The organism is Lentzea sp. CA-135723, assembly GCF_050936595.1.
In the GTDB taxonomy this organism is placed as follows: Bacteria; Actinomycetota; Actinomycetes; order Mycobacteriales; family Pseudonocardiaceae; genus Lentzea.
Genome location: NZ_JBNJMK010000001.1, coordinates 4,101,502 through 4,120,757, shown reverse-complemented (window position 1 = coordinate 4,120,757; position 19,256 = coordinate 4,101,502). Strand labels below are relative to the sequence as shown.

Genomic DNA, 19,256 nt, shown 5'->3' with positions numbered 1-19,256 from the left:
GCTGTGCGGGTTTGACCTATTTGGCGGTGAAGCCCGCTTCCTCCAGCGCCGGCATGAGCTGCGCGCGCAGGTTGCGCTGGACCGCCCACTGACGGCCGGGGCGCGTCTTCGCGGTCACCCGCAGGGTGATGTTCTCCGGCGTGAACTTCTCCACGCCGAGGACCTCGGGCTTGGCCGTGATGTCGGCCTTGAGCGGGTCCTTGTCGGCGACCTCGTCGACCTTGCGCTCCAGCACCCTGGTGGCCTCGGCGAGGTTCGCGCCGTAGCTCAGCGGCAGGTCGACGACGGCGACCGCGAAGCCCTGCGACGAGTTGCCGACGCGCAGGATCTCGCCGTTGCGGACGTACCAGACCGTGCCGCCGGTGTCGCGGATCGTGGTGGTGCGCAGCGCGACCGCCTCGACGGTGCCGGTCGCCGGGCCGAGGTCCACGACGTCACCGACGCCGTACTGGTCCTCCAGCAGCATGAACATGCCGGCGAGGAAGTCCTTCACGAGGTTCTGGGCGCCGAAACCGATGGCGACGCCCAGGATGCCCGCGGAGGTCAGCACCGGGGTGATGTCGAGCTTCACCACGATCAGGATCTCGAGGAACGCGATCCCGAAGATCATGATCGTGACGATCGACTTCAGCACCGAGCCGATCGTGCGGGCGCGCTGCTCGCGGCGCTCGGAGATGAGGTTCCCGAGCGCCTGCGGAGCGCGTTCCCGCAACGGCTTGAGCAGGCCCGGCTTCCTGCCTTCCCTGCCGGGCGTCGTGATCCGGTCGATGACCTTGCGCAGCATGGCCCGCAGGATGAAGGCGGCGATCAGGATCAGGACGATCTTGATGCTGCCCGCGATGATGTCGGGTCCGTACTTCTCGAAGAACCCGACCGCCTGCGCGGTCTTGTCCGAGATGTCATCCACGGGACTGGTCACGTGGTCGTGCCCTCCTACAACTCCATGCCGGTGGCATTCGCGAGAAACGTCAGCTGGTCCACGGCGAGAGACACCGTCCGGCTGACTGACCGGCCCGCGTGACCGACCTCGGTCTCGCGGCGGATCAGCACCGGGTGCTTGGTCGGATCACTTGACGAAGCGTGCTGCAGCGCCGCGCACATCTTCCTGGCGTGGTTGGGGTCCACACGAGAATCCGACTCGAACACCGTGAACAACACCGAAGGATACTCAACGTCCGTTACCACTTGGTGATATGGCGAGTAGGAGAGCAGCCAGCCCAGTTCCTCGGAAACGCTTGCGCTGCCGTACTCGTCGGCCCACAACCGTCCGAGCAGGAACTTCTCGTAGCGCACCATGTCGAGCAGTGGCGCTGAGCACACCACGGCGGCGTAGAGCTCCGGCCGTTGCGTGAGCGCGGCGCCGACGAGCAGGCCTCCGTTGGAGCCTCCCATGATCGACAGCTGCTGCGGCGTGGTCCAGCCGTCGCGCACCAGGCGTTCCGCGGCGGCGTGGAAGTCGTCGAACACGTTCTGCTTGTTGGCGCGCATGCCGGCGAGGTGCCACTCCTCGCCCTCCTCGTCGCCGCCGCGCAACGACACGTGCACCCACACGCCGCCCGCCTCGACCCACGCGAGCGTCGTCGCGCTGTAGCCGGGGCCGCGGCCGATCGCGAAGCCGCCGTAGCCGGTGAGCAGCGCGGGACGGGGCAGGTCGGGCTTCTGCTCTCCGCTCACCACGAACATCCGGACCGTCGTGCCGTCCTTGGACGTGAACGCGACCTGCTGCGTCGTCACGGCGGGCAGCTCGACGCGGCCGGGTGCGGCCTCGTGCAGCACGGTCTCGCCGGTGGTCTTCGAGAACCGGAAGATCGACTGCGGCGTGACGAAGTCCGTCCACCCGAACCACAACGCGTCCTGGTCGCTCTCCGTGCGCGCGTCCACAACGGACATGCCGTGCAGCGAACCGGGGCCGGGCAGCGGGATCTCCCGCTGGTGCGCGCCGGTCGCCGCGTCGTGCAGGTGCAGTTCGGACACCGCGTGCCGGGTGCGCAGGACGACCAGGTCGCCGTCGAACCAGCGCACGCCGTCGAGCACCGAGTCGGGCTCCTCGGCGATGAGCTCCGTCCACTCGGTGGGGTGCTCCGGGTCGGCCACGCACAGGCGCTGCCGGGGCGCGCCGTGGTTCGTGTGCAGGTAGAGCCTGCCGTCACGGGCGACCGACGCCGAGCACTGCACGCCGTCCTCGGTCAGCACGATCGGCTTGAGCGCCTGGTCGCCGTTCAGGTCCGCGATCCACACCGAGTCGTGCTTCAACGTGCTCGGTGCGCCGCTCACGACCAGCCAGCGGCCGTCCTGCGAGACGGTGAGCGAGTAGTAGAAGGTGTGCGCCTGGTCGTCGCCGTGGACGTTGAGGTCGGTCTCCGGGTCCGCGCCGACGCGGTGACGCCACACGCGGCGGTGGAAGAGCTTCTCGTCCTCGGGCAGCAGCGCCGGGTCGACCTGGCGCACGTAGAAGAACTCCTCGCCGCCGGGCAGCCAGCCGATGGAGGAGTAGCGGCAGCGGTCGATCGGGCCCTCGATGTGCTCGCCGGTCTCGACGTCGATGACGTGCAGCAACGAGTGCTCGTCGCCGCCGACGGACACCTGGTACGCCAAGCGCGTGCCCTCGAGGCTGGGGGACCAGCTGTCGAGCGTGGTCCGGCCGGACGGGTCGAGCGCGCTCACGTCGAACAGCACGCGTTCGGTGCCGTCGGTCTCGCGGACCATCACGACGGGGTGGTCCTGCTCGGGGCCGCGGCGGGTGAAGAACGCCCTGCCCGCGCGGAACGCCGGAGTGGACACCGACCCGGTGCGCATCAGCTCCTTGAGGCGCGCGCCCAGGCGTTCACGGCCGGGCATCGCGTCCAGCCAGGACCGGGTGAGCACGTCCTGCTGCCGTGACCACTCCGCGGTGCGGGGGTCCTGCGTGTCTTCGAGCCACCGGTACGGGTCGGCGACGGTGCGCCCGTGGATCTGCTCGGCGATGTTCAGCCGCTCGGCGATCGGGTAGGTGATCGTCGCAGGCAGTGGAGTGGAAGGAGCCTCTGTCACCTTGTCAAGGGTAGCGGGCTCTTGAAAACCATCTCCGATAGGGAGCTGGTTAACCCCAGGTTCGATCACACATCCGTGACGCGTCACTTATCACACGTGATTTTTTCCTGGTAAGTGTGGTCTCCTATGGCTGAACCGGTGGAGGTGGTCGCGTGCCAGACCGACAACCGACCCCTATCGGCGGCTCGCTACCAGGCGAGACGGCGCCGACGGTCCTCCCATGCCGAAATCAGCCCGAGCTGCGGGCGGTGCCGGATGGGGATCGAGACGGGGGAGGTTCCGGTCCGACGCCGGCGGTCTACCCCTGGGGAAGACGCAAAGTCCTGCTGCTGAACGCCACGTTCGAGCCGCTCACGGCGTTGTCACTGCGCCGCGCGGTCGTGCTGGTGGTGTGCGGCAAAGCCGAAGTCGTGCACGGAGACGCCTCCGGGCTGGTGCTGCACTCGTCGAAGTCCGAGGTGCTCGTGCCGTCCGTGATCCGGCTGAGCTCCTACGTGCGCGTTCCTTATCGCGGCCGCGTGCCGATGACCCGTGCCGGGCTCATGCACCGCGACCGTTATCGCTGCGCGTACTGCGGCGGGCGGGCCGAGACGATCGACCACGTCGTGCCGCGCTCGCGTGGCGGGCCTCACACCTGGACCAACTGCGTCGCCTGCTGTGCGAAGTGCAACCACCGCAAGGCGGACAAGCTCCTGTCCGAACTGGGCTGGCGGCTGCGCGTCGTTCCGGCGGCGCCGCGTGGCCCGCACTGGCGGTTGCTCGCCGGCGTGGCCGAGGCTGATCCGCAGTGGTTGCCGTACCTGGGTGAGCCGGCGGCCTGAGCTGCAGCTTCCCGATGGGACGGGTCAGGCCGCGAGGGAGAAGTCGTCGCGGCGTGCGGTGATGCGCACGCTGTCGTCGTGAGCCGTGATGCGCACGGAGTCGTCGTGTGCCGTGATGCGCACGCTGTCGTCGTGCGCGGTGATGCGGACGGAGTCGTCGTGTGCGGTGATCCGCACGCTGTCGTCCATCGTGATGCGCACGGAGTCTTCGGCCGTGATGCGCACGGAGTCCTGCTGCGCCGTGATGCGCACGCTGTCGTCGTGAGCCGTGATCCGGACGGAGTCGTCGTGCGCCGTGATGCGCACCGAGTCGTCGTGCGCGGTGATGCGGACGCTGTCGTCCATCGTGATGCGGACCGAGTCCTGGGCCGTGATGCGCACCGAGTCGTCCATGGTGATCCGCACGGAGTCCTCACGCGCGGTGATCCTGACCGAGTCCTGCCGGGCGGTGATGCGGACGGAGTCGTCGAGGGCCGTGATCCGGACGCTGTCGTCCATCGTGATCCTGACCGAATCGCTCGCCGTGATGCGCACCGAGTCTGCCATCGTGATGCGGACGGAGTCGCACGCCGTGATGCGCACCGAATCGGACGCGGTGATCCGAACGGAGTCGTCCATCGTGATCCGGACGGAGTCACTGGCGGTGATACGCACTGAATCGTCCTTGTAGCTCGGAAGAGTGAAGGTCACGGCCTGGGGGCGGGTCATCGTGAACATTTTGTGTCCTCCAACTCGTCAGGGGCGGGTGCGCAAGACCCGTATAGGTGAAAAGCTAAGAGGTGGGTGATCCGGGAACAAGACCCCAAACCGGCACCCGTTCGCCTCCGACCGGGTGAGGCCTGACCGGGTGTAACCGCTGCGCCGCACGAGAGCACTCATTGCCCTTACTGGCCGGTATGGACACGCTCTGTAGCGTTCAATCTGATGGAACGTGACGTGCGTCATACGGCAAAAGGCGTGCATGGACGGGGTTTCCGAGCGCTCACCGCTGCTTGGGCGGTGTCGCTCGTGGGCGACGGCGTGCGCATCGTCGCGCTGCCGTTGTACGCGGCGGCGACGACCCGCAGCCCGCTCGCGGTGTCCGCGGTCGCCGTCGCGCTCGCGTTGCCGTGGTTGCTCGTGGCGCTGCCCGCCGGCGTGCTCGTCGACCGCTGGAGACCCAGATCCGTTGTCGTCGTGGCGCATTGGCTGCGCGCCGGGGTGACCGGAGTGCTCGCCCTGGCCGTCCACACCGGACACGCCACGGTCGTCGTCTTGTGCGCCACGGCTTTCGTCCTGACGTCCGCCGAGACGTTCGCGGACTCGGCGTCCCAGGTGCTGCTGGTCGACCTCGCGGGCGAGGGTGACCTGGAGGCGGCCAACGGCCGGTTCGTGACGGTCGAGACCATTGGTATGGACCTCGCCGGTCCGCTCGCCGCCGCCGCGCTCTTCTGGTGGGCACCCGCGGCCTGTTTCGCGCTCGACGCGCTCTCGTTCGCCGTCGCGGCGATCTTCGTCTCCCGCGTGCCGGACGTCGCTCCGGAACGATCTCGCGGTGATCTTCGAGGTCAGCTCGTCGCGGGGGCCAGGTTCCTGGTCCAGACCTCTGGCCTGCGGTCACTGGTAGTTGCCGTTGCAATCACAGCTGTCTGCGCGGCCGCGATCAACGCCATGCTGGCGCTCTACTCCATCCAGGTACTCGGCCTCGCCGAACCGGTGGTTCCGTTCCTGGTCGTGTGCATGGCGGCCGGTGCTCTGCTAGGCGCCCGGCTGTCCCCGCGGCTCGCGGCGCGGTGGGGCGCCGGCCGGGTCATGGTCGGGTTCCTGTTCCTGCTCGGCGGCGCGTTCGCGTTGTTCGGCGCGACGCCGTGGCTGACGGTGGCCGTGCTCGCGTGCGTCCTGTTCGGCCTGGCGTCCGCAGGGTGGAACGTGCTGTCCGCGACCCGCCGCCAGCGACTGACGCCCGGCCCGATGATGGGCCGCGTGACCAGCGCTTATCGGGTGCTGGCCTGGGGGCTCTCGCCGCTAGGGGCGGGCCTCGCCGGACCGCTAGCGCAGGCCACCTCGCTCGGCACCGTCTACGTCGTGGCGGGCTCGATCGTGGGATTCACCGCGATCTTGCTGGCCCGGCCGCTCACGCGCGGCTGAGTTCGGCTACCGTACCCGCCGTGACCATCGTGGAGACCGTTCTCGTCTTCGCGCTGATCCCGCTGGCGATCTACGGCGTGATCACGCTGCTGACGGTGAGGCCAAAGGCCACCCGGATTCCCCGGTACCGGCCCGGCCAGGAGTGGGGCTACGCCCCGGTGTGGTGGAGCGCTAACCCTGCCGGGTTGAGCGCGGACCACCACAGCGCCGCCGAGCCCGCTACCGCAGGCTCGACCGCCAAGGGAGGCGCACGTGGCAACTGGTAAGGCGATCGAGGCCGTCGACCCGTCGACGCTGCCGCTCGGTGCCGTCGTGACGAACAGCGGCCGGGTGTCCGTGGCGAAGATGTACGAGCCGCACGCGCCGGAGCTGCCGTTCACGCCGTCCCAGCTCGCGCAGCTGGACGAGGCGCTGACGCTCTCCAGTCGTTCCACGGGCCTCGACTTCAGCGTGTACCTGGGCGAGCTGGGCGCGAACGCCCACGAGCGCGCGCAGGAGCTGCACGGCTCCACCGAGCGTCCCTCGCACCACGTCCTCGTGGCCGTGTCGCCGGGCGAGCGCGTCGTGGAGATCGTGACGGGCGAGGAGTCCCACCGCAGGCTCGCCGACCGCGGCGCCAAGCTCGCGGTGATGAGCATGGTGGCGTCCTTCAAGGAGGGCGACCTCGCGGGCGGCCTCGTGTCGGGCCTGCGCATGCTGACCGACCAGGCGGGCGCCGCGCCCCGTTCCTGATCAACGCTTCCTTGAACGCCCCCGGTGACCTGCCGGGGGCGTTTCCGCTTCTCTAGGCCTGGTTCTGCGCCACGACGAGGTCGGAGATCCGCTCCCAGCCCAGGCTGCGGTAGAGGTGCACGCCCGTGGTCGACGAGAACAGCAACCCGGTCGTCGCCCCGTTCCTGCTCGCCTCCCGCACCAGCGCGCCCATCACGACGCTGCCGAGCCCACGCCGCCGGTGCTCCTCCGCGGTCTCGATCCGGTGGGCCACCGCGTCTTCCCCGACCACGGCCATCAGCCCGCTGGCCGCTACCTCGTCGCCGGCCAGCACCCGCACCTTGATCACCGGGTCCGTCGTGATCTCCACCGCGTACCCGGACGGCGGCTCCGGGGCGGGGTGACCGGCGAGCGACCGTCGCATGAAGGTCTCGTCCGGGCGCGCCACGACCAGGCCGGCGGCCTCGATCTCCGCGATGACCTTCTCCGGCTCGTGGGTGGGCACGCTCAGCCAGCTCGGTTCCGGCGCGGCGGCCACGACCGCGGCGAGCTCGCCGACCGCGTCGTTCGTCGCGATCCACTCGTGCACCCGGTGCGGCCTGTTGACGTGCACCACCAGGTAGCCGTCGCGGTAGGACGACGTCAGCCCGTCCGCCGCGATCCAGCCCCGGTGCCAGCGCTCCACCAGCTCGCCGATCATGCGTCCCCCTTGCCGTTCGACGCGGTGACCACGTCGCAGATCGTGTACCAGCCCAGTTTCCGGTACAGGTGCCGGCCGTCCGCGCTGGCGACCAGCAGCCCTTCGGACGCGCCCGCCTTGACCGCCTCCCGGGTCAGCGCGCCCATCACGACGCTGCCGAGCCCGCGCCGCCGGTGCTCCTGTGCGGTCTCGATGCGGTGCGGCACGGCGTCCTCGCCCACGACGGCGATCCGCCCGCTCGCCGCCTCCACGCCGTCGCACGTCACCACGACCTCGATCACGTCGCCGGGCGTCACCCGCACCTCGTAGCCGTCCGGCGGTTTCGGTGCGGGGTGGTCGAAGAGGCCGCGCCGCATGAACGTCTCCTGCTCGCGCAGCACCAGCCCGGCGTCCTCGACCTCCCGGCCGACCTCGTCCGGGAAGTCCGTCGGCACGGTCAGCCAGGCAGCCGCGGGGTTGAGCTCGACGTCCTCGGCGTGCTCGGACACCAGCGCGTCGCCGGTCAGCAGGCGTTCCTCGGCCCGGCCGGGCAGATCCGTCCAGAGGTGCCAGTTGTCGAGCAACGCGTCCGGCGGGTCGATCTCCGCGGCCCTGGCCCAGCCCGTGACCCAGCGGTCGACCAGCGCGCCGACCTCGACGGCCCGGTCCAGGCGGTCGGTGAAGTCCGGTTCGGACGGTTCGAAGTGGACCTCGACACCGTTGCGCCGCAGGTACTTCAGCAGTCCGAAGAAGTGTTCGGGCACCGATTCCAGCGCCACCTCCGGGTGGTGCCAGACCAGCGTGATCCCGGGAACGAACCACCACTCCTCGTACGCGCCGGTGATGCTGTGCACGCTCCCGAGGTAGTCGCCGGGCCCGACCAGCGCCTCGCTCAACGCGAGATGCACACCGCACTCGTCGGTGGCATAGGTGCCGTCCACGTCGTGCACGCCCGCCACGGGCCGGTTGCGCCGGGCCTTGGCGGCGATCTCGTTCCACCACATCCGGCCCTCGCCCGACAGCGGCGCCCACAGGTTCCGTTGCGGGGGAACGCCTTCCATCCAGATCCGCCAGGCGGCCCGTGCCGCCGGAACCGGCCGTTCGGCGATGTGCCAGGCGTCCCCTGACTGGTCCAGCACGACGTCGAAGAGCCCTTCACCGACCGCCGACGGACTCACCGACACGACGTCCAACGACACCCCGGCGTGCTCCATCACCCGCCCGTCGCGATCCAACGCGCGCAACCCGACGTACGGCCCCCGTGCGCCATCAGGCTTGCCGGGCCGGATGAGCTCTGGCGTGTCACACCCGATCAACGTCACCGGCGGCGCCACCCCGCGATGCTCACGTGGAAGTCCTTCCACCGCAACGCAGGTGCCGACCTCCCGGGAGTTCTGGAAGAACGTGAACCGCGGCTCCGGCCCGAGACGTTCGCTGTCGAGCAGGCAGGTCGCGGTGGCCGTGGCGACGAGATCACCGCCGTCCAGTTCGGCGTGCACGACCAGATCGGCCAGCCGCCACAGCTCGTTGTCCGGCGCCCCCTGGACCTCCAGCTGCACGTCACCGTTGATCGTGCCGCCGGTGAACCCGCGCAGCACGAGCCGGCCCCGCGGCGCCGGCGTCACGTCCTCGAACAGCCCGTCGACGTCCACGACCCGCGCCAGGACCTCCTCGACGACGTCCTCGTCGTCGACCCACCTGCGCACGACCTCGTAGCGGATCGGCAGCGCCACCGGGACCTCCTCCAGACCGCCCGAAACTATGGGAAAGCCCCGCAACGCGCGAACGCATTACGGGGCCTCCCGGGCAAGAACGTCAGGACCGGTCGAACTCCTGCGCGGCCAGCGCGCGCACGATGCCCGCACGCCCCTCCGACACCAGCCGGCGCAGGGCCGGCGGGTGCTCGTCGGCCAGCCACGCGTCCGCCGCCTCCACAGTGGACTTCGTGATCGACCACGCCGGGAACATGCCCACGACCATCGACTGCGCGCGCTCGGAGGTGCGGCGGTCCCACACGCCCTTCACGTCGGCGAAGTAGCGGGTGACGTACGGCGCGAGCAGTTCCTTCTGGCCGGGGTGCGAGATGCCCGCGATGATCGCCTCGCTGACCGCGTTCGGCAGCTCGTCGTCGTTCACGGCGCGGTCCCACGCCTCGTCCTTGGCCGCGGTGGTCGGGCGCAGCGCCCGTGCCGACTGGGCCCGGCGGTGACCGGTGGAGGTCGGGTCGCGCTCCTCCTCGGCGGTGATCTCCGGCAGGTCCGCCTTGCCGTGCGCGACCAGCGCCTGCAGCAGGCGCCAGCGCAGGTCCGTGTCGACCTCGAGGCCTTCGAGCCCCGCGGAGCCGTCGTACCAGCCGCGCAGCACCTCCGCGGTGGACTCGTCGAGCACCGACGACGCCAGCGCGTTCACGAACGCCAGCTGGTGGTCCGAACCCGGCTCGGCCGCCTGCGCCAGTTCCAGGGCCTTCGCCACGAACCGGCGCCAGCCCTCCGCGCGCCACGAGTCGTCCGCGTAGGACGACAGCGAGGTCTGCGCCTGGAGCAGAAGTCGTTGCACCACACCGACCTCGGACTCCGAACCGAGCCCGCCGAGCACCAGGTTCACGAAGTCGCGGGCCTTCAGCTCGGCCTCGCGGGTCATCTCCCACGCGGCCGACCAGCACAGCGTGCGCGGCAGCGGCTCGGCGATGTCGGAGATGTGGTCGATCAACCCGGCCAGCGAGTCGGGGTCGAGGCGCATCGTGCAGTACGTGAGGTCGTCGTCGTTGACCAGCACGATCTTGCCGCGGTGCACGCCGACGAGCTCGGGCACCTCGGTGCGCTCACCCGTCACGTCCAACTCGTGGCGGTGCGTGCGGACGAGCTTGCCGCTGCCGTCGTCGTCGTAGACGCCGATCGCGATGCGGTGCGTGCGCAGCTCGCCGGCACCCGGACGTGCGCCGCCCTGCAGCACCGCGAACTCGGTGAACTTGCCGTCCGCGTCAACGGTGAACTTGGGGCGCAACAGGTTGAGGCCCGTCGTCTCCAGCCACTGCGCGCTCCACCACGACAGGTCGCGGCCGGACGCCTCCTCCAGCGCGCCCAGCAGGTCCGCGAGCGTCGCGTTGCCCCAGGCGTGCTTGGCGAAGTAGACCCGCAGGCCCGCCAGGAAGTTCTCCAGCCCGACGTACGCGACGAGCTGCTTGAGCACCGACGCGCCCTTGGCGTAGGTGATGCCGTCGAAGTTGACCTCGACCGCCTGCAGGTCGGAGATGTCCGCGGCGACCGGGTGCGTGGACGGCAGCTGGTCTTGCCGGTACGCCCACGACTTCTCGATCTTCGCGAACGTCGTCCAGGCCTGGCGGTACTCGGTGGCCTCCGCCTGCGCGAGCACGGACGCCCAGGTGGCGAACGACTCGTTCAGCCACAGGTCGTCCCACCAGCGCATGGTGACGAGGTCGCCGAACCACATGTGCGCCATCTCGTGCAGCACGGTCTCGGCGCGGCGCTCGTAGAGGTAGCGGGTGACGCGGCTGCGGAAGACGTAGTCCTCGAGGAACGTGACGCAGCCCGCGTTCTCCATCGCGCCCGCGTTGAACTCCGGCACGAAGCACTGGTCGTACTTGCCGAACGGGTACTGCACCCCGAACGCCTTGTGGAAGAACCCGAAGCCCTGCTTGGTCTCGGTGAACAGCCGCTCGTGGTCCATGTGCGGGGCCAGCGAGGCGCGGCAGTAGAGGCCGAGCGGGATCTTGAAGTCGCCCTCCACGAACTCGTCACGCCATTCGGCGTAGGGACCGGCGACCAGGGCCACGATGTAGGTCGACATCGGCTTGGTGGTGGAGAACGTGTGCACGTCCGCCCCGCCCTCGCCGTCCTCGGTGGCGATGATCTCGCCGTTCGAGATGACCTTCCAGTCGTGCGGCGCCGTCACCTTCATCGAGTAGACGGACTTGAGGTCGGGCTGGTCGAAGCACGCGAACATGCGCTTGGCGTCCGCGGTCTCGAACTGCGAGTACAGGTACACGCCGCCGTCGACCGGGTCGACGAACCGGTGCAGGCCCTCGCCGGTGTTCATGTACCGGCAGTCGGCCTCGATGGTGAGCTCGTTGGTCTCCGCGAGGTCCGGCAGCGGGACGCCGTCCTCCTCGCGGTAGCCGGAGACGTCGAGCTCGGCTCCGTTGAGCACAGCGCGGTGCACGGTCGCCGCCACGATGTCGATCCACGAGGAAGCACCCGGAGTCCGGCTGCGGAACACCACGGTGGTGGTGGAGCGGAACGTGTCCGAACCCGGCTTTCCGCCGCCGTCGGTCAGGTCCAGCTCGATCCGGTAGGACTCCACTTCCAGCAGCTCAGCACGGTCCTGAGCCTGGTCGCGGGTGAGGTTGGGCGCGGCCACTGGTCACCTCGTCTGCCACGCGTTTGGTTACGCGCTGACGTCGTCGGGAATGGTTATGACTCCCGCATCCAATCACGGAACCGGCGTACGGGAAGAGATGACAGGGTGATCTCGTTGGGCTGATGGGGCGATAACCGTCCACAGAGACTTAAGGGGCACGCATGACCGACAAGGCGAAGGTCGACTTCTACTTCGACCCTCTCTGCCCGTTCGCCTGGATCTCCTCGCGCTGGATCCTCGAAGTGGAGAAGGTCCGCGACATCGACCTGAGCTTCCACGTGATGAGCCTCGCGGTGCTGAACGAGGGCCGTGACCTGCCCGAGCAGTACAAGGAGCTCATGACCAAGGGCTGGGGCCCGGTCCGCGTGGCGATCGCCGCGGAGCAGAAGTTCGGCAACGAGGTGCTGCCGAAGCTGTACACGGCGCTGGGCACGCGCATCCACAACGAGAAGAACCAGGACTTCACCGAGGTCATCGAGCTGGCCCTCGCCGACGCCGGCCTGCCGGCCGAGCTCGCGGAGGCCGCCACCTCGACGGAGTACGACGAAGAGCTCAGGGCGTCGCACCACCGCGGCATGGACCCGGTCGGCATGGACGTCGGCACGCCCACGATCCACATCGACGGCGTCGCGTTCTTCGGCCCGGTGCTGACCAAGATCCCGCGCGGCGAAGAGGCGGGCAAGATCTACGACGGCGCCCAGCTGCTCGCCTCCTACCCGTACTTCTTCGAGCTCAAGCGCACTCGGACGGGTGACCTGGACTTCAGCTGAGCCGTCAAAGCCGATTTTCTGTCAGGGGTCCTCGCTAGCGTCCTCAGACATGACACACCACGTCGAAGTCGCAGTTCAGGGCCCCTGGTCGCTGGCGACGTCCAGGATGTTCTGGGAGGGCTTCACCCCCTCCGCACTGCCCGCGCGCGAGGGAGAGGCGCTGCGGGCGACGTTCCTGGTCGAGGGCGAGTGGCGCCGTGCCGAGGTCTCCGTGACCCAGCGCGGCCCCACCGCCCGGCTGTCGCTCTCCGGCCAGGGCGACCTGGACGCGGCAGCGGCCCAGGTGTGCCGCTTCCTGGCGCTGGACGTGGACGGCAGAGCCTGGCCGGACGTCGGGTCACGTGACCCGGTGATCGCCGCCGCCCAGTCCGCTCTGCCCGGCTTACGCCCGTGCGGCTTCTACTCGCCGTACGAGGCAGCAGCCTGGTCGGTGCTGTCCCAGCGCATCCGCATGACCCAGGCGGCCGTGTTGAAGGCCTCGCTGCTGCGCGACGGCGTGTTCCCCACACCCGCCGAACTCCTGACGCTCGACCTCGACCTACCGGGCCGCAAACCCGAGTACCTGCGAGCGGTGGCAGAAGCAGCCCTGGACGGCGTGCTGGACGGCGCAACCCTGCGCGCGATGAACCCGGCCGCCGCCGTACTGGCCGTGCAACAGGTGAAGGGCCTGGGACCGTTCGCGGCCGAGCTGGTGGTGCTGCGCGGCGCCAACGCCCCGGACGCCGCACCGCACAACGAGGCCCGCCTCACCGACGAGGTGGCTCACCTGTACGGCCGCCCGCTGGCCGAGGTGTCGGAGGCGTGGCGCCCGTACCGGACCTGGGCCGCGGTGCACCTGCGCGCGATGAGGGAACGCCGGCTGGCAGGGGCGGCGCCGACCGGATGCTGACCGGACTCGCCGCCGGTGAGGCTCGCCGCTGATCGGGCTCGCCCGCTGGCAGGGCTTGGGTTTGGCGCTGGTGGGGCCTGCTGCTGGCCGGGCATGTCGCTGGCCAGGCTCGTCGGTGGCGCGGCTTGCTTTTGGCACGGCTTGCTGTTGGCCCGGCTCACCGCTGGCTTGTCGGTGACCGGGCTCGCCGGTGATCGGCCTTGCCGCTTGCGCCTCCTGCCTCCTGCCTCCTGCCTCCTGCCTCCTGCCTCCTGCCTCCTGCCTCCTGCCTCCTGCCTCCTGCCTCCTGCCTCCTGCCTCCTGCCTCCTGCCTCCTGCCTCCTGCCTCCTGCCTCCTGCCTCCTGCCTCCTGCCTCCTGCCTCCTGCCTCCTGCCTCCTGCCTCCTGCCTCCTGCCTCCTGCCTCCTGCCTCCTGCCTCCTGCCTCCTGCCTCCTGCCTCCTGCCTCCTGCCTCCTGCCTCCTGCCTCCTGCCTCCTGCCTCCTGCCTCCTGCCTCCTGCCTCCTGCCTCCTGCCTCCTGCCTCCTGCCTCCTGCCTCCTGCCTCCTGCCTCCTGCCTCCTGCCTCCTGCCTCCTGCCTCCTGCCTCCTGCCTCCTGCCTCCTGCCTCCCGCCTCCCGCCTCCCGCCTCCCGCCTCCCGCCTCCCGCCTCCCGCCTCCCGAGTCCCGCCTCCCGCGTTCCGCGTTCCGCCGGCCTCCCGCCCTTGATCTCTTGCCCCGCCTCGTCTTGCCGCCGCCCCGCCCCACCTCGCCCCGCCCCACCTCGCTCCGCCCCACCTCGCTCCGCCCCACCTCGCTCCGCCCCGCCTCGCCCCGCCGTCGGGTCGCCACCCCCTGCTCCGCCTCGTGCCGCTCTGCTCCGCTTCCGGCCTACCTCGCCTCCAGCCCGCCTCGCCTCCAGGCCGCCCCGCCTCCAGCCCACCCGCCTCTCCGCCCGGCCTGCCCTTCATCCCCCCGACTCTGAACTCCCGGCCTCTCGTCCCGCCCCTCACCCCACCGAGCCCCGACCTCCCCTTCCACCTCTCCAACGTGACCACCTCCACCGGATGTGACAGGCTGGGCCGAAGTCAGCGAACTGGTGTCACAACCCGCCTGGAGGCCTGCCGTGATCGAGGTCGTCAACCCCGCCACCGAGGAAGTCATCCGCACTCTCCCCGAGGGCACCCCTGCCGACGTCGACCGAGCAGTCGCCACCGCGCGTGAAGCCTTCGAGGCCTGGTCCCAGACCTCGGTGACCGAACGGGCCAAGGCGGTCCGCGGGATCATCGACGGCCTGAAGGACCGCGCCCCCGAGCTGGCCGCCGCCATGACGGAGGAGATGGGCACCCCGCTCACCTTCAGCCAGAAGGTGCAGGCGGCGAACCCCGTCGCCATCGCCGAAGGTGTCGCGGAGGTGCTGGAGGGCGGCTACTTCGAGCCGGAGGAGATCGGCAACTCGCTGGTGTTCCGCGAGCCGGTCGGCGTGGTCGCCGCCATCACGCCGTGGAACTTCCCGCTGCAGCAGATGGTCGCCAAGGTCGTTCCGGCGCTGGCCGCCGGCAACACCGTGGTGCTCAAGCCCAGCGAGCTCGCACCGCGCACCGCGGACCTGCTCGCCGAGATCGTCACCGCCGCCGTGCCGACTGGTGTCTTCGGGCTGGTTCACGGCACGGGGCCGGTCGTCGGCGAGGCCCTCGCGAAGCATCCCGGCGTGGACATGGTGTCGTTCACCGGCTCCACGAAGGCTGGGCGCCGGGTGTCGGCGGTGGCGGCGGAGACGGTCAAGCGGGTCGCGCTCGAGCTCGGTGGCAAGTCGGCGTGCATCGTGCTGGACGACGCGGATCTCGGCCGGGCGGTCAAGATCGCCGTGGCCAACTCGTTCATGAACAACGGGCAGGCGTGCAGCGCTTGGACTCGCCTGCTCGTGCCGGCCGACAGGCATGACGAGGCGCTGGAACTCGCCGCCCAGGCCGCGCAGAAGTACACCTCGGCCGATCCGAGTGACCCGTCCACGCGGATCGGGCCTGCTGTCTCGAAGGCGCAGCGGGATCGGGTGGTCGGGTACATCCGCAAGGGTGTCGAGGAAGGCGCGGTGTTGGCCGCGGGTGGGCCGGAAGCGCCGTTGCCGCAAGGGTTCTACGTGACGCCCACGGTGTTCGGCGGGGTCACGCCGGAGATGACGATCGCGCAGGAGGAGATCTTCGGGCCGGTGTTGTCGGTCATGCCGTACGCCGACGAAGACGACGCGGTGCGCATCGCCAACTCCACGGTCTACGGGTTGGCGGGCGCCGTGTTCTCGAAGGACACCGAGCGTGCTCTCAAAATCGCCAAGCGGCTGCGCACCGGGCAGGTCGACATCAACGGTGGTGCGTTCAACACGCGCGCGCCGTTCGGCGGGTACCGGCAGTCGGGCAACGGCCGTGAGTTCGGGCGGTTCGGGCTGGACGAGTTCTGCGAGGTCAAGTCGGTCCAGCGGTAATTGAGCTGCGATCGGCGTCACACCGGGGTATCACTGCCGGTATGACCGAGTTGAGCATCAGGACCATCACCCAGTCCGACGTCGACGACTTCCAGAAGGTCATGGCGGCGGCGTTCCTCTCCGACGCGATGGGTGAGGACAGCAAGTGGCTCAAGGTCCTGGAGCACGACCGGGCGCACGCCGTGTTCGACGGCGACGAGATGATCGGCACCGCCGGAATCCTGACTCGTGAACTCACCGTTCCCGGTGATCGGCAGGCACCGGCCGGTGCCGTGACGGTCGTCTCGGTGAAACCCGGCCATAGGCGCCGTGGCGTGGCGTCGTTGTTGATGAAGACGCAGCTGCACAGCATGCACGACGGCGGTGAGTCGATCGCGATGTTGTGGGCGTCCGAAGGCAGCATCTACCGCAGGTACGGGTACGGCGAGTACACGACGAGCCTCGCCATGCTGACGATGCCGACGCGTATGCCGTTCCACGCTGGTGTGCACGTGAGCGACACACGGATCCGTCAGGTGTCACGAGAAGAAGCGCTGCCCGTCATGCGCGAGATCTACGACCGGGTGCGCAAGACGCGACCGGGCTTCCTCAGCCGGGTCGAGGCCACCTGGGACGTGCAGCTCGCGGACCGCGAGGGCGACCGCGGCGGGCTCAGCTCCTACCGCTACTGCCTGCACCCCGAGGGCTACGTGGTCTTCCGGGTGAACTACAAGAGCGAACCGGGCGGCCCCGCGCACGAACTGCACGTGCGCGAGCTGGTCTGCGAGACCGACCAGGCCTACGCCGACCTCTACCGGTACCTGCTCGACATGGACCTCGCCGGCGAGATCTCCTTCTACACCGCCTGGGACGACCCGATCCTGCACATGGTCGACAACGCGCGGAAGGTGCGCCGCGAGGCCACCGACGCGCTGTGGATCAGGATCGTCGACCTCGACCGCGCCCTCCCGCTGCGCCGCTACTCGTCCGATGTGGACAGCGTGCTGGCGGTCGAGGACCCGCTCTGCCCGTGGAACACCGGCCACTGGCGGCTCACCGTCAAGGGCGGCGAGGCCGTGGTCACCAGGACCGAGGACCCGGCGGACGTCACGCTCGACATCGCCGCGCTCGGCAGTGCCTTCCTCGGCGGCGCACGGCTTTCCGTGCTCAGTCGCGCACACCGCGTGGTCGAGCACACGCCAGGACATGTCGACGCACTCACGATCGCGTTCCTGGGTGTGCGTGAGCCGCATTGCCCAGAAGTGTTCTGACGGAACTCACGGCCGTGTTTGCTCGTTGACGGTTTACCTGCCGTGGGAGGTAAAGCTGTGGGCACCGTCGTGTGGATTGTCGTACTCGTGCTGCTGATCGCAGGCGTGTTCTACCTGGTCAGCCAGAGCAACGCGCGCAAGGCGCGGGAGCTCGACGACGCCAAGGCGGAGGCCCGCCGGTGGGTCGAGCGGCTGGGCGGGCAGGTGATGAGCCTCACCGGCAGCAACTCCGCGTCGACGCAGGCCCTCGCCGACGCCTCCGAGCGCTTCACCGCCGCCGGCTCCCAGATGGAGCAGGCCCGGACGATTCCGCAGGCCAAGCTGGTCACCGAGACCGCGATGGAAGGCCTGCACTACGTGCGGGCCGCGCGCGAGGCGATGGGCATGGACCCCGGCCCCGCGCTGCCCGAGAGCGCGGGCCAGAAGCAGGCGGGTGCCGTCAGCGAGGACCGTCAGGTCAGCGTCGAAGGCCACCAGTACGCTGCATCGCCGCACTCCGGCCAGGGCACGCCCTACTACTACCCCGGTGGCATGGTCGCCGGACGCCCGGTGCCTCGTGGCTGGTACTCCGAGCCGTGGTGGAAGCCCGCGCTCGTGGCCGGCGCATGGGGCGTGGGCACGTTCCTGCTGATGGACGCCATGTTCTCCGGCATGCACGGGGTCGGCGACTACGGCATGGGCGACATGGGCATGGGCGACGCCGGCATGGGAGACGTCGGCATGGGCGACGTGGGTGGCGCTGACATGGGCGACACCGGCGGATTCGACTTCGGCGACATGGGCGGCGGCTTCGACTTCTGATCAGCGGAAAGTGCTCACGAACTGAGCACTTTCCAGCCGCACCCGAAAAGTCACCACCACCCCCAACCCGAAGTTGATCTTCAGGGTTGGCAGACAGGGCACCAGAAGAGGTTGCGGGCGGCCAGTTCCGCCGTCCTGACCTCGGTGCCGCAGACCAGGCACGGCTCCCCGGCACGGCGGTAGACGTACACCTCACCGCCGTGCCGATCCACGCGGGGCGCACGGCCCATGGCGCGCGGCATGTGCTCGGGCCGGACGGTGTTGATCTGGCCGACCTTCACGCCGTCCTTCATCAGCACGACCAGGTCGGCCCAGAGCACGTCCCACAGCTCGCGGCTGACCTTGTTGCCGACCAGCAACGGGTTCACGTTGTGCCGGAACAGGACCTCCGCGCGGTAGACGTTGCCGACGCCCGCGAGGACCTTCTGGTCCATCAGCAGCACGGCGAGCGACTGCTTCGACCGGATGATCTTCTCGTAGGCGCGGTCCGGGTCGGCGTCGCGGCGCAACGGGTCGGGCCCGAGCCGTTCGCGGATCGCCTTGACCTCGTCCTTGTTGAGCACCTCGCACGCCGTGGGGCCGCGCAGGTCGGTCCAGTGCGTCTCGCCGGCCATCCGCATCCGGACCTGGCCGACCGGCAGCAGGACCGGCAGTGGCGACTCGGTGAACGTCCCGTACAGGCCGAGGTGGACGTGCACGATCGCGTCCGGGCCGTAGACGTGGAAGAGGTGCTTGCCGTGCGCCTCGGCGCGGACCAGCGTGCGACCGTCCACGAGGGACGCCGAGAAACGTCCCTGCGGACTGGTCACGGTCACGGGCCTGCCCGCGTACCGGCGTTGGTGCAGCCGCGCGAGGCGGTGCAGCGTGTGGCCCTCAGGCACGCTTGTCTTCGTAGGCGGAGACCTGGTCGATGCGGCGCTGGTGCCGCGGCTCGCCGGAGAACTCGGTCCGCAGGAACGCCGACACGATCTCGGTCGCCTCCTCGGTCGTGTGCTGGCGGGCGCCGATGCCGACGAGCAGCGCGTCGTTGTGCTGACGGGCGAGCTGCGCGGTGTCGATGTTCCACGCCAGCGCGGCGCGGGCGCCCTTCACCTTGTTCGCGGCGATCTGCTCGCCGTTGCCGGAACCGCCGATGACGACGCCGAGGCTGCCGGGGTCCGCGACGACCTTCTCGGCCGCGTCGACGCAGAACGACACGTAGTCGTCCTGGGCGTCGTACTCGTGGGCGCCGACGTCGACGACCTCGTAGCCCTGCTCGGTGAGAGCCGTGGACAGGTGGGACTTCAGTTCGAAGCCAGCGTGGTCTGCTGCCAGATAAACGCGCACGTCACGGAGTCTGACACGC

Annotated in this window: 17 protein-coding genes; 9 read left to right on the top strand and 8 right to left on the bottom strand. The window is 69.7% G+C overall.

All coding sequences use genetic code 11. The features are described from left to right. Nucleotides 1-16 precede the first annotated feature (16 nt). Together ACQEU1_RS18300 and ACQEU1_RS18295 are read right to left on the bottom strand one after the other, a co-directional pair. Nucleotides 17-898, bottom strand: a complete 882-nt coding sequence (locus ACQEU1_RS18300; protein ID WP_433211564.1) for a mechanosensitive ion channel family protein — start codon at nt 896-898, stop codon at nt 17-19. Between the two features lie 35 nt (nt 899-933). Further along, complete coding sequence (locus tag ACQEU1_RS18295) at nt 934-3,030, bottom strand: prolyl oligopeptidase family serine peptidase (protein ID WP_433202757.1); 2,097 nt, start codon at nt 3,028-3,030, stop codon at nt 934-936. 248 nt (nt 3,031-3,278) lie between these two features. Here ACQEU1_RS18295 and ACQEU1_RS18290 point away from each other — a divergent pair, with 248 nt between their 5' ends. Next, nucleotides 3,279-3,851: an HNH endonuclease gene (locus ACQEU1_RS18290; RefSeq protein ID WP_382445422.1), complete on the top strand. Its 573-nt coding sequence runs from the start codon at nt 3,279-3,281 to the stop codon at nt 3,849-3,851. Between the two features lie 24 nt (nt 3,852-3,875). Here ACQEU1_RS18290 and ACQEU1_RS18285 read toward each other — a convergent pair whose 3' ends face one another. Then, nucleotides 3,876-4,505 carry a DUF2345 domain-containing protein gene (locus ACQEU1_RS18285; protein WP_433202753.1) on the bottom strand — a complete coding sequence of 210 codons (630 nt, stop codon included), beginning with the start codon at nt 4,503-4,505 and terminating at the stop codon, nt 3,876-3,878. 270 nt (nt 4,506-4,775) lie between these two features. Between ACQEU1_RS18285 and ACQEU1_RS18280 the strand changes: the two genes are divergently transcribed. Genes ACQEU1_RS18280 through ACQEU1_RS18270 form a run of 3 tightly spaced genes read left to right on the top strand, consistent with a single transcriptional unit; the run spans nt 4,776 to nt 6,710 of the window. Further along, nucleotides 4,776-5,978 (top strand): MFS transporter, encoded by a 1,203-nt coding sequence (locus tag ACQEU1_RS18280; protein WP_433202750.1) that lies wholly within the window; start codon nt 4,776-4,778, stop codon nt 5,976-5,978. 20 nt (nt 5,979-5,998) lie between these two features. Beyond that, on the top strand, nt 5,999-6,244 hold the full coding sequence (gene ctaJ, locus ACQEU1_RS18275) for an aa3-type cytochrome oxidase subunit CtaJ (protein ID WP_433202747.1): 246 nt from the start codon (nt 5,999-6,001) through the stop codon (nt 6,242-6,244). Next, nucleotides 6,231-6,710: a DUF5130 family protein gene (locus ACQEU1_RS18270; protein WP_382445426.1), complete on the top strand. Its 480-nt coding sequence runs from the start codon at nt 6,231-6,233 to the stop codon at nt 6,708-6,710. The genes ctaJ and ACQEU1_RS18270 overlap by 14 nt, the downstream gene beginning before the upstream one ends. A gap of 52 nt (nt 6,711-6,762) precedes the next feature. Here the strand turns inward: ACQEU1_RS18270 and ACQEU1_RS18265 are convergent, their stop codons facing one another. The 3 genes from ACQEU1_RS18265 to pepN form a co-directional block, all read right to left on the bottom strand. Beyond that, the gene (locus tag ACQEU1_RS18265; protein ID WP_433202744.1) at nt 6,763-7,389 is read right to left on the bottom strand and encodes a GNAT family N-acetyltransferase; all 627 of its coding nucleotides are present in this window, start codon (nt 7,387-7,389) and stop codon (nt 6,763-6,765) included. Next, entirely contained in the window at nt 7,386-9,101 is a 1,716-nt protein-coding gene (locus ACQEU1_RS18260; RefSeq protein ID WP_433202741.1) for a GNAT family N-acetyltransferase, read from the bottom strand. Before ACQEU1_RS18260 ends, ACQEU1_RS18265 begins: the two co-directional genes overlap by 4 nt. Nucleotides 9,102-9,183: 82 nt before the next feature. Beyond that, entirely contained in the window at nt 9,184-11,745 is a 2,562-nt protein-coding gene (gene pepN / locus ACQEU1_RS18255; RefSeq protein WP_433202738.1) for an aminopeptidase N, read from the bottom strand. A gap of 161 nt (nt 11,746-11,906) precedes the next feature. On the opposite strand from pepN, the gene ACQEU1_RS18250 reads away from it, so the two are divergent. The 5 genes from ACQEU1_RS18250 to ACQEU1_RS18230 all read left to right on the top strand — a co-directional run bounded on the left by ACQEU1_RS18250 (nt 11,907) and on the right by ACQEU1_RS18230 (nt 17,911). After that, nucleotides 11,907-12,515, top strand: a complete 609-nt coding sequence (locus ACQEU1_RS18250; RefSeq protein ID WP_433202735.1) for a mycothiol-dependent nitroreductase Rv2466c family protein — start codon at nt 11,907-11,909, stop codon at nt 12,513-12,515. Nucleotides 12,516-12,564: 49 nt separating this feature from the next. Next, on the top strand, nt 12,565-13,404 hold the full coding sequence (locus ACQEU1_RS18245; RefSeq protein WP_433202732.1) for a DNA-3-methyladenine glycosylase family protein: 840 nt from the start codon (nt 12,565-12,567) through the stop codon (nt 13,402-13,404). A 1,103-nt stretch (nt 13,405-14,507) separates the two neighbouring features. After that, on the top strand, nt 14,508-15,860 hold the full coding sequence (locus ACQEU1_RS18240) for an aldehyde dehydrogenase family protein (RefSeq protein WP_433202729.1): 1,353 nt from the start codon (nt 14,508-14,510) through the stop codon (nt 15,858-15,860). Nucleotides 15,861-15,901: 41 nt separating this feature from the next. Then, nucleotides 15,902-17,110, top strand: a complete 1,209-nt coding sequence (locus ACQEU1_RS18235; RefSeq protein WP_433202726.1) for a GNAT family N-acetyltransferase — start codon at nt 15,902-15,904, stop codon at nt 17,108-17,110. Nucleotides 17,111-17,167: 57 nt separating this feature from the next. Continuing rightward, nucleotides 17,168-17,911 (top strand): hypothetical protein, encoded by a 744-nt coding sequence (locus ACQEU1_RS18230; RefSeq protein WP_433202723.1) that lies wholly within the window; start codon nt 17,168-17,170, stop codon nt 17,909-17,911. Between the two features lie 80 nt (nt 17,912-17,991). On the opposite strand, the gene ACQEU1_RS18225 is transcribed toward ACQEU1_RS18230, so the two are convergent. Next, a complete protein-coding gene (locus tag ACQEU1_RS18225) occupies nt 17,992-18,792 on the bottom strand; it encodes an Fpg/Nei family DNA glycosylase (RefSeq protein ID WP_433202720.1) in 801 nt (266 codons plus the stop codon). After that, nucleotides 18,785-19,237, bottom strand: a complete 453-nt coding sequence (locus ACQEU1_RS18220; protein WP_433202717.1) for a ribose-5-phosphate isomerase — start codon at nt 19,235-19,237, stop codon at nt 18,785-18,787. Before ACQEU1_RS18220 ends, ACQEU1_RS18225 begins: the two co-directional genes overlap by 8 nt. Nucleotides 19,238-19,256: the final 19 nt, after the last annotated feature.